The sequence below is a fragment of the Mycolicibacterium agri genome (assembly GCF_002553505.1).
Taxonomy (GTDB): Bacteria; Actinomycetota; Actinomycetes; order Mycobacteriales; family Mycobacteriaceae; genus Mycobacterium; species Mycobacterium agri.
On record NZ_PDCP01000146.1, the window covers coordinates 1 to 7,984 of the forward strand.

A 7,984-nucleotide genomic window follows, 5' to 3' on the forward strand; every position below is an offset into this window, starting at 1 on the left:
ACAACCGCACCGGCGAGTCGGGCGGACGGGGCCAAAACAGACCGTCCTACCGGGGCCAAATCAACCTGTCACAGCCATGTTCGAGAAGTTCACCACGACAACGTTGTGCTTCTGCCCGAACCGGTGCACCCGTCCAATACGCTGCTCGACACGCTGCGGGTTCCAGGGCAGGTCGTAGTTGACGAGCATCGAGCAGAACTGCAGGTTGATGCCCTCAGCTGCCGCCTCAGTCGCGATCATGATCGTGCCGTCGGTACGGAAGAAGTCCACGAGCGCCTTGCGCCGATCCGCGGCGGCGATGCCAGTGATGAGGTCGCCGTCCTTGTTCTTCTCCAGCCACTCTTGGTAGATCGCGGTCTGCTCCGGCGCATTGTTCGAGCCGTTGAACAATACGAGCCCGTCACTCCGGCCGGCCTCGCGCAGCGATCGGGCGATGTACTCCTGTGTCTTGGTTGAGTCAGTGAAGATGATGGCCTTCTCAGGAGCGCCTAGCTCGCGCAGTCTCTCGAAGCCAAGGTCGAGGGCCTCACCGAGCTTGACGGCCTTCTGATTCTCGGTGATCGAACGGGCGAGCGCTGCATACTCGCGCAACTCGGCCACCTCTGCGCGCATCGCTTCCAGCAGCGACTCGTCCAGTGGTATCGACGACGCGCGGGCACTGGTGCCCGTTCCGTCGATTTCCTCGGCCTCTTCCAGTTCCTCACTCGTAATCTCGTCATCGACGGCGAAGTCGGCAGCCACCAGACCGCCACGCGCGTCGCGGCGTTGCCCGGCGGCAACCTCATCCGCGAGACGGTTGGCGATGTTCTCCAACGTGCTCGCGACGGCGTAGGTCGACGAACCGAGGCGCTTACGGATGATCAGCGCAGAGAGGTGGCGCTGGCTCCCTGCGAAAGCGAACAGTTCGTCGCGCTGCAAGTAGTCGTTAACCAGGTCGTACAGGCGCACCTCGTCAGCCGAAGGCGTAAACTCGACCGTCAGCGGCAGCCGCTTGGTGAAGTGGATGTACTTGTCCGCGTCACGCCGCAGCGTGCGCTTCGAGACCGTCGCAACGCGCTCGACGAGGTCGTCATCGCCGCCGATTTCGCGGTTCTTTACATACCGCTCTCGAAACGCATCGAGGGAGTAGAAGTAGCTAGGGTCGAAAATCGACACCAGCCCATACAGTTCTTCGAGCTTGTTCTGCAGTGGTGTCGCGGTGAGCAGCACCGTCTTGTGGGCGCTTTGCACGATATGCGCCATCGCTTCCGCGACCTTGGTCTTGCCCGTCCAGTGGTTCCGAAGACGGTGCGCCTCATCTGCAACCACGAGATCCCAGGTCTTTAGCAGGGAGGTCTCGTGCCGGAGTGCGAACTCATAGGAACAGATCAGCACTTGCGACGAGCGGCCACCCAATTGGTCGAGAAGTGCATCTTTGGATTTAGGGTCGAGGATCGCAGACGGGATCAAGAACTTCTCGTACAACTCCTGCTGCCATTGCTGCCGCAAGCTCGACGGTGCGACTATCAGGACGCTGCGGCGCCGCTCTGCCCAGTACTGCGAGATGACGATGCCCGCCTCGATCGTCTTGCCGAGGCCAACCTCGTCAGCCAGAATCACACCTGGCAGGAACGGCGTCTGCAATGCGAACAGGGCGGCGTCGATCTGGTGCGGCTTCGGCTCGACCTGCGCGTCGAACAGCAGGCCGGCGAGTTTGCCGACATGATCGTTCGCATAGCTGCGCTGCAGCTCGTGAGCGTAATACTTGGCTTGATGGTCGGTGAGCTGGGGGGTCATCGATGCGCCTCCACCCCAGCCGTCACCGGCAGACCCTCAAACAGGGGACTGGGCCCTGCAATAAAGACACTGTCCCGCGCGATCGATTCACCGGGGTGGTCGAACTGAAGGAGCCTCATATTCGGTCCTCGATGGGCTCCGCAATCAAACGCAAGATGTTGTAGTAGGTGTCGCGCATCGGCACTCCGTAGATGCGGGCATCTCGGCGGCGGGCGGTGAGGTGAGTCATCGCCGTCCACACTCGGTTAGTTGCTCGCCAAGTATCTGCATCCGCGCCGTCAGGGATGATTCTTTCGACCGCCGTTGCGACTAGGACGCTGCGCCTACCTGAATCAACCTCCGGATCGGTTGCCGCACTTAGAAATCCAGGGGAACACAGCAGTCGCGCGATCTTGACCTGCTCGGGGTACGTAAGGGGGGCGGAGTCCTGAATACCGTATTCGTTTCTGCGGCGGTCGATCTCGCTGGCGCCGATGATCGCTGGGCTGGCGCATTCCCGACCGATCAGCATGGGGAGCGAATCGTGCAGCACGTCGCGTACAGCAAGATGGCGACGGAAATGTCTCTCTGCCGCAAGGGCCGGATAGTAGTCACGGATGTCTATCTGCGGAGAGCCGATCCAACGGCGGTGCCGCACGCACACAAGGCCGATGGCGGTGAGTGTTCCTCGTGCGTGTTCGCCGTTGGTGCAACGCTCACAGAGTGTCCGTTCAGTGACCTCCTGGTCGAGAACATGTGCGGGCGTGTTGAATGCATCGGATGTTAGGTCACCCAGATCACGCCAGGCCTGCAGGCGATCGGGACTGAGCCGGCTCTTTGATTTGAGAGTGCCGCGTTCAAATAGGGCCCGGTCGACATCCGAAGGTAAGCAGAAGTTCCTTGCAGCGTGTCGTCGCGCGTAGGAGTCGAGACTTTCGCCGTGGTAGAGCCGTGTGCGAACTGGCAGAGGTGCGAGTCTCATTCTGCCCTCCTGAGCGGCATCGGAACCCCCGTGTCTCTCGCAACGGTCCGCGCGGCAGCCTCTTCCGCTGCGAAATCGGTGGAGGTCGTGTCAAGCAATTTCCTGCTGACCAGCTCGTCACCGTTCAGAATCGCCGCAATCGCTGCGTCATTGAGGAGGGCACGGAGCGAACCAATGGAGCCACCCGTGCGGTCATAGAGATAAGTCGCTTCCTGCTCAAGGGATCCAGCAGAGTGCCGACCGAGAGGTAAGAGTGCCTCGATGCCCAGGACGAGCTCGGCCCACTTATCGCGTTGCGCTTTTGTTCCGTACCCGTATTTCCGCATCTGATGGACAGTCATCCGCCCCTTGAGCTGGCGGCCCATGTGCCCGGCGAACAGGTCGGCCTGTAGCAGGTCGATGCCTGCGTAGATAAACGTCGCATCGAGTCGTTCCGAGAACACTTTCAGCGCCGATGCTGCCTCGCTGCCTGCCTGATGATTGGTCTTGAGGTTGTGCACCTCGTCGACTAGGACAAGGGAGACCGAGAGGCGACGCATGACACCAACGATCTGTTCGGTCAGATCCTGTGCGGTCGACTTGTTGGGTACGAGCAGGCCGAGGAAGTTCGCGAACGCCAGCATCATCATCTTCGGGGTGGTTCCCGGTGGTACGACGGTGTACACGACTGGGGCGAAGCCGTCGTCGTAGCGGTCGAATTTGGCGCGCATCGTCCGCTCATGGCGGCGACCGATCAATAGAGCAGCAGTGGACTTGCCGCGGCCAGCAGATCCTGAGATCGCAAGGCCTCGGCGCGCGGTCGCCGAGGCGGCAGAGTTCCGCGCCATCAGCACACGAGTCTGGTGCGTAAGCGCCTCCGTGTCAGGCGTTTCCAGCACCACATCTGCGCCCAACCAGGCGAAACGCTGCTGGTCGTAGTCGTCCTTTGCGGTAGGGGAGAGGGCCTTGATCTCTTTTAGGGTGAGGTGTTCAGGTTCCAGGTTCCGGCGATTGACGAAGTCCCGCCACGCCTCCAGTGAGTCCGGTACGGCCACGACTACTCCTCGTCCTCGTCGTCGATGCGTCGGGCGGCCCGGCGTGGTTTGGCCGAACTGCTCTCGTTGACCGCAGCGGCACTCGCGGTGGGATGTTCGTCGATGGCCTCCACAGTGCCTGGGTCGGGCACCACCGACAGCGGTACCACGGGCTTGTTGACGCTGTCACGTTTGGCAGCACGCTGTTCTTTGACCGTGCGGGCCCCGCCGGCTTGGATGCGGTTGATCTCGGATAGCAGATCGAACCCTGTGACATTGTCGTTGCGGCTCCGCATGGCTTGGCGGGCGGCACGGAGCACGTCGAGAGAGAACGGAGCCAGGGTCTGTTTGGCCAGCGTCCATTCGGCTTCTATCCACACGCCGCGAAAGTGATCGCGCACGAAAATCGACTGCAATCGGTAGGGGTCGTATCGGACTTCCCATCGATCGTTGGCAGGCAACGGAAGACCGCTCTTGACGCCGCGATAGAGATGGAGTGCGGGACTGTCGTAGTGCAGACTTTCGAAATTGACGCCATAACCCTGAATCGTCCGGTACGCCACCGGCAACAAGCCGATGTAGTCATTGCGTTCAAGCGCCACGTTGACTGTTGGCGCTACAGAGACCAGCGCCGCATACGCTTCATTGGGCGTGAGGTCCTTCTTCGGCATCGCAGGGTGGCGTAGACCTGGGTGCGGCTTGTTCTGCCAGACGCCGACAATCCAGAGATCGAGCAGATTCTGTACTTCCGCCAGCGTCCACACCGCTTCGTCCTCTGGCGATTCTCCGCGTTTGCTGACGTTGGGGCCAACGTAGCCTGAAAGATATTGGGTGAAGCCACTATTGATTGCGGCGAACACCCGCTCAACGTGAGGCTTGTCGGTGGGCGTACGAGGGGATGCCTTGGTCACGCTGATTTGGAGGCGCTCACATGCGTTGAGAAAGGTCGAACCGACGTAGACCTTGCCGCGATCTACGGTGATCGACTCTGGGACGATCACCGGCTTGGCGGCGATGCTGGCCCGTATCTCTTCGTCGCCCTGAATCATGCCGGCGGGAAGGATCGACCGCGAGAAGGCGACCGATGAACTCCAGCCAGGCTGCATTGGCAGGGGAGTTAGCGCCCTCGCGAGAACGACCGCTGCATCGACGCTCTTGGTGGCAATGGGTCTAAGGATCGCCGCACACGGGGTCCGTGTCGCCACATCGAGCGCCACCGTCAGGTCAACACGACCGGTAGATCCGTCCGGGTACACGACCATGAGATCGAGCGGCGTGCTATCGATTTCGACGAGTTCGCCAGGCCGGGAGGGGGCCTGGCGCCCCCAGGTTCTATCGGGCCGATTGGCCTGTGTGCGCCGCGTTGTTGCGTTCCCGAACGGGTGGGCGGCCTTCTGCAGGTTGTCGAGCGCCCGGTACATGGTGGCGCGGGAGGGGACAGGGACACCAAGCTGCGCCGCTTCACGGCTTACCTGATTGATGACCCGCGATCGGGTTCCGGTCGAGATCTTTGTCTGAGCCTTGACCGCACTTTCCATCAGTGACACAAGGGCGGGGTCAACCCGGCCAGTGGGAGATGCCTGTCGCTGCATGCGTCTATCGACGAGGCCGGCAAGACCATCCGTCCGGTAGGCCTTGATGTAGCGCTCCAGGCTTCGGTAACCGACTGGAGTTCCGGCAGCGACCAGCTCGACCACCTTGGCGTTGACCCGTTCCTTAAGTGGAAGGCCCGGGTCGTACTGCGGACGTGGTGGCGCCGCGGTGCCTTCATCGGGACTGTCCAGGTCGACCGGGATTGTTCCGGTCAGGACTTCGACTACGTGCCGCCGAAGGAACAGCACGCGTTCCTTTGCCGCCGAATCGAGCGTTTCGAGGACTGCGGCAGAATCAAGTCGCGGCAACCGATCTGGAGTATCCGGAAGGTAACTATCGTCGCCAAGGAGTTCGGCGACGCCGACTTTGCGAATCCTGCCTGACATAAGGTCTTTCAGCGCAAGCTCCGGTCCGTCTTGCGCGACAACCTGCCACGACTGTCCGTCGTATTGCAGATAGTCGAACAACCGAACGGACTTCACGCCCAAACCTCACTGGCATTCGTCAGCGGTCGGTGGAGGTCGACGTTCAGTCGGCGACTCCAGATCAGATGCAGGAGATTGGCGGCGGCGATCTCTGCACTGAGGCCAAATTGAGATTGCACGCGTGAAAGAGCTTCGCCAAAGGGGATCGGGGCGCCGAAGCAGCCGAGGATCACCTCGACCATGTCAGGGTGCGGGGCGCTGCGATCGTGGCGATATCCAGCGAGCCAGCGGAGATTGGCTGACACCTCCGGGGCAAGCCCAGTGAACACCTCATACTGCCAGCCGACCTGATCGCAAACACTCCGGGTCAGTGCGAACTGCTCAGCGTTCTTCTCGACGCGTTCGGAAGACCGTACGTCCACCAGCCGGCCGTCGCCGCTGACCAGTCGGACGAAGAAATCGGGGACGTGGTTTCGATGTCCCGACGTCGATCGCGGCCACAACATGGCCAGCGGCTGGGCCGCGATTGCGACGATGTCGTCTGCGGCGTCCGCGGCCAGCAGGTACTCGCGCTCAAGCAGCGACTCGAAGTCGACATGGCGGCGGTTTGTACTCGACCAATACAGTCCTTCGTAGTTTCGCTTGCCCGGCCAGGAGAAGAACTCGCGAATGGGAGTGGCGCGTTCTAGAGGAACCGATTCGGCCTCCGGAAACAAAGGGACATCTTGGACGACACCATCGACGCAGGCCAACATCCGCGTCACGTCGGTGACGTTCCGCGGCAGTGAGCGCAGGCGTGGAGCTGCCATTTCGACCCCCTTAAACCACCTGCTGCGGACGGTACCCCTGGGGTCTGACAGTAGCCGCCAGTTCTGTTGAGAAGCGGGCAACACTCCGCAGTCCGCCAGATATTTTGCGAATACCGCCAGATATACCGAGACGGGACAAAATGGATGGGGACAAGCACTTCAGGGCGGCAGAACGGCATACTTTACTTGACATAATGTGGCTTATCGGCATTTGTTGGAGCCGGGCGGCCACATGGAGACAGGCATGATCAGGCAACCCGGCCGTAGTACACACGCCGCATGCACCACGGCGCGCCCGCCTCCGCGTGTGCGACTTCGGCGTGGTTTCTATCGCTGAACGACACTTACACGCCGAAGTCGGTGAAGCTGACGCCGCCATCGTCACCCAGATTCCCGACCGCTGACAGTCCCTCAACGCCCTACTCGCCCAACGCAATACGTCACAGTGACGATTCGCTACAGGGCGGCTGGCCGTACAAGTCCACGTCCGATGGCGCCGAGGCGCGGAGTCCAATGCGGGAGCACGGGCGACGACGCATGTCCATTATGTGAGCTAGATCACACACTGTCACAGACTCGATTCCGTCGGTGTCTTGTGGTCAGACACCGAAACGAAGGAGGCGCTACGTCATGGGTCAACCGATCGAGGACATGTGGGAGTCCGTCTACCGGGGTGAGCCCCCAGAGATAGTCGCCGAGGCTATGCCGGCTGGATTGAAACCGCCTTGGAGTCTGGGGGAACCACAGCCAGAGCTCGCCGCGTTGGTGGATCAAGGGAAGTTTCACGGCGACGTACTCGACGTCGGCTGTGGCGAGGCCGCAATCTCGTTGCACCTGGCCGAACGAGGATTCACCACCGTAGGGCTGGATTTATCGCCCACCGCCATCGAGCTGGCCAAAGCCGAAGCCGCTCGACGCGGCCTAACCAATGCCACTTTTGAGGTCGCTGACATCAGCGACTTCACCGGCTACGACGGTCGATTCGGCACAATCGTCGACAGCACGTTGTTTCACTCAATTCCCATCGAGGCTCGCGAGGGCTATCAGCGGTCCATCGTGCGTGCGGCCGCACCGGGAGCGTCGTACTTCGTGCTGGTGTTCGACAAGGCAAGTCTGGGCGGGGACAACCCGACCAATCCGGTGACCGAGGACGAGCTGAGGGAAATCGTCTCGCGCTACTGGGTAATCGACGACATCAGATCTGCCAGGATTCACGCGGTCATTCCAGAAAGCGTCGAGCAGCTGTTCCCGGCAGCTGACATCAGGAACGAACCGCACGGCCGCAAGTCGATGCCGGCGTTCCTGCTCGCCGCACACCTCGATTGACCACTAGCCTCGATCTTTCACCTGGCGCTCGATTGAGGTTCTTTGTGGGTGCAGGTGAGTGGTTGTGATGCTGGGCGGCCT

At 61.3% G+C, this 7,984-nt stretch carries 5 protein-coding genes and 1 pseudogene; 1 reads left to right on the forward strand and 5 read right to left on the reverse strand.

What is annotated here, in order from left to right; all coding sequences use genetic code 11:
* Window positions 1-78 precede the first annotated feature (78 nt).
* The 5 genes and pseudogenes from CQY20_RS32510 to CQY20_RS32530 form a co-directional block, all read right to left on the reverse strand.
* Window positions 79-1,776, reverse strand: a pseudogene (locus CQY20_RS32510) (SNF2-related protein); the annotation flags it as partial.
* A gap of 115 nt (window positions 1,777-1,891) precedes the next feature.
* Window positions 1,892-2,737: a hypothetical protein gene (locus CQY20_RS34685; protein WP_133119196.1), complete on the reverse strand. Its 846-nt coding sequence runs from the start codon at window positions 2,735-2,737 to the stop codon at window positions 1,892-1,894.
* Window positions 2,734-3,771 (reverse strand): ATP-binding protein, encoded by a 1,038-nt coding sequence (locus tag CQY20_RS32520; RefSeq protein ID WP_097945262.1) that lies wholly within the window; start codon window positions 3,769-3,771, stop codon window positions 2,734-2,736. The genes CQY20_RS34685 and CQY20_RS32520 overlap by 4 nt, the downstream gene beginning before the upstream one ends.
* Before the next feature lie 2 nt (window positions 3,772-3,773).
* Window positions 3,774-5,825, reverse strand: coding sequence for a TnsB C-terminal domain-containing protein (locus tag CQY20_RS32525; protein ID WP_097945265.1), 2,052 nt, complete (start codon window positions 5,823-5,825; stop codon window positions 3,774-3,776).
* A complete protein-coding gene (locus tag CQY20_RS32530; protein WP_234816521.1) occupies window positions 5,822-6,523 on the reverse strand; it encodes a TnsA-like heteromeric transposase endonuclease subunit in 702 nt (233 codons plus the stop codon). The genes CQY20_RS32525 and CQY20_RS32530 overlap by 4 nt, the downstream gene beginning before the upstream one ends.
* 684 nt (window positions 6,524-7,207) lie before the next feature.
* On the opposite strand from CQY20_RS32530, the gene CQY20_RS32535 reads away from it, so the two are divergent.
* Window positions 7,208-7,903 carry a class I SAM-dependent methyltransferase gene (locus CQY20_RS32535; RefSeq protein ID WP_097945264.1) on the forward strand — a complete coding sequence of 232 codons (696 nt, stop codon included), beginning with the start codon at window positions 7,208-7,210 and terminating at the stop codon, window positions 7,901-7,903.
* Window positions 7,904-7,984 lie beyond the last annotated feature (81 nt).

Bases quoted from the DNA above. Each gene is read 5' to 3' on its own strand.
- CQY20_RS34685 (WP_133119196.1), bottom strand. From the start codon at position 2,737: ATGAGACTCGCACCTCTGCCAGTTCGCACACGGCTCTACCACGGCGAA.
- CQY20_RS32530 (WP_234816521.1), bottom strand. From the start codon at position 6,523: ATGTTGGCCTGCGTCGATGGTGTCGTCCAAGATGTCCCTTTGTTTCCG.
- CQY20_RS32535 (WP_097945264.1), top strand. From the start codon at position 7,208: ATGGGTCAACCGATCGAGGACATGTGGGAGTCCGTCTACCGGGGTGAG.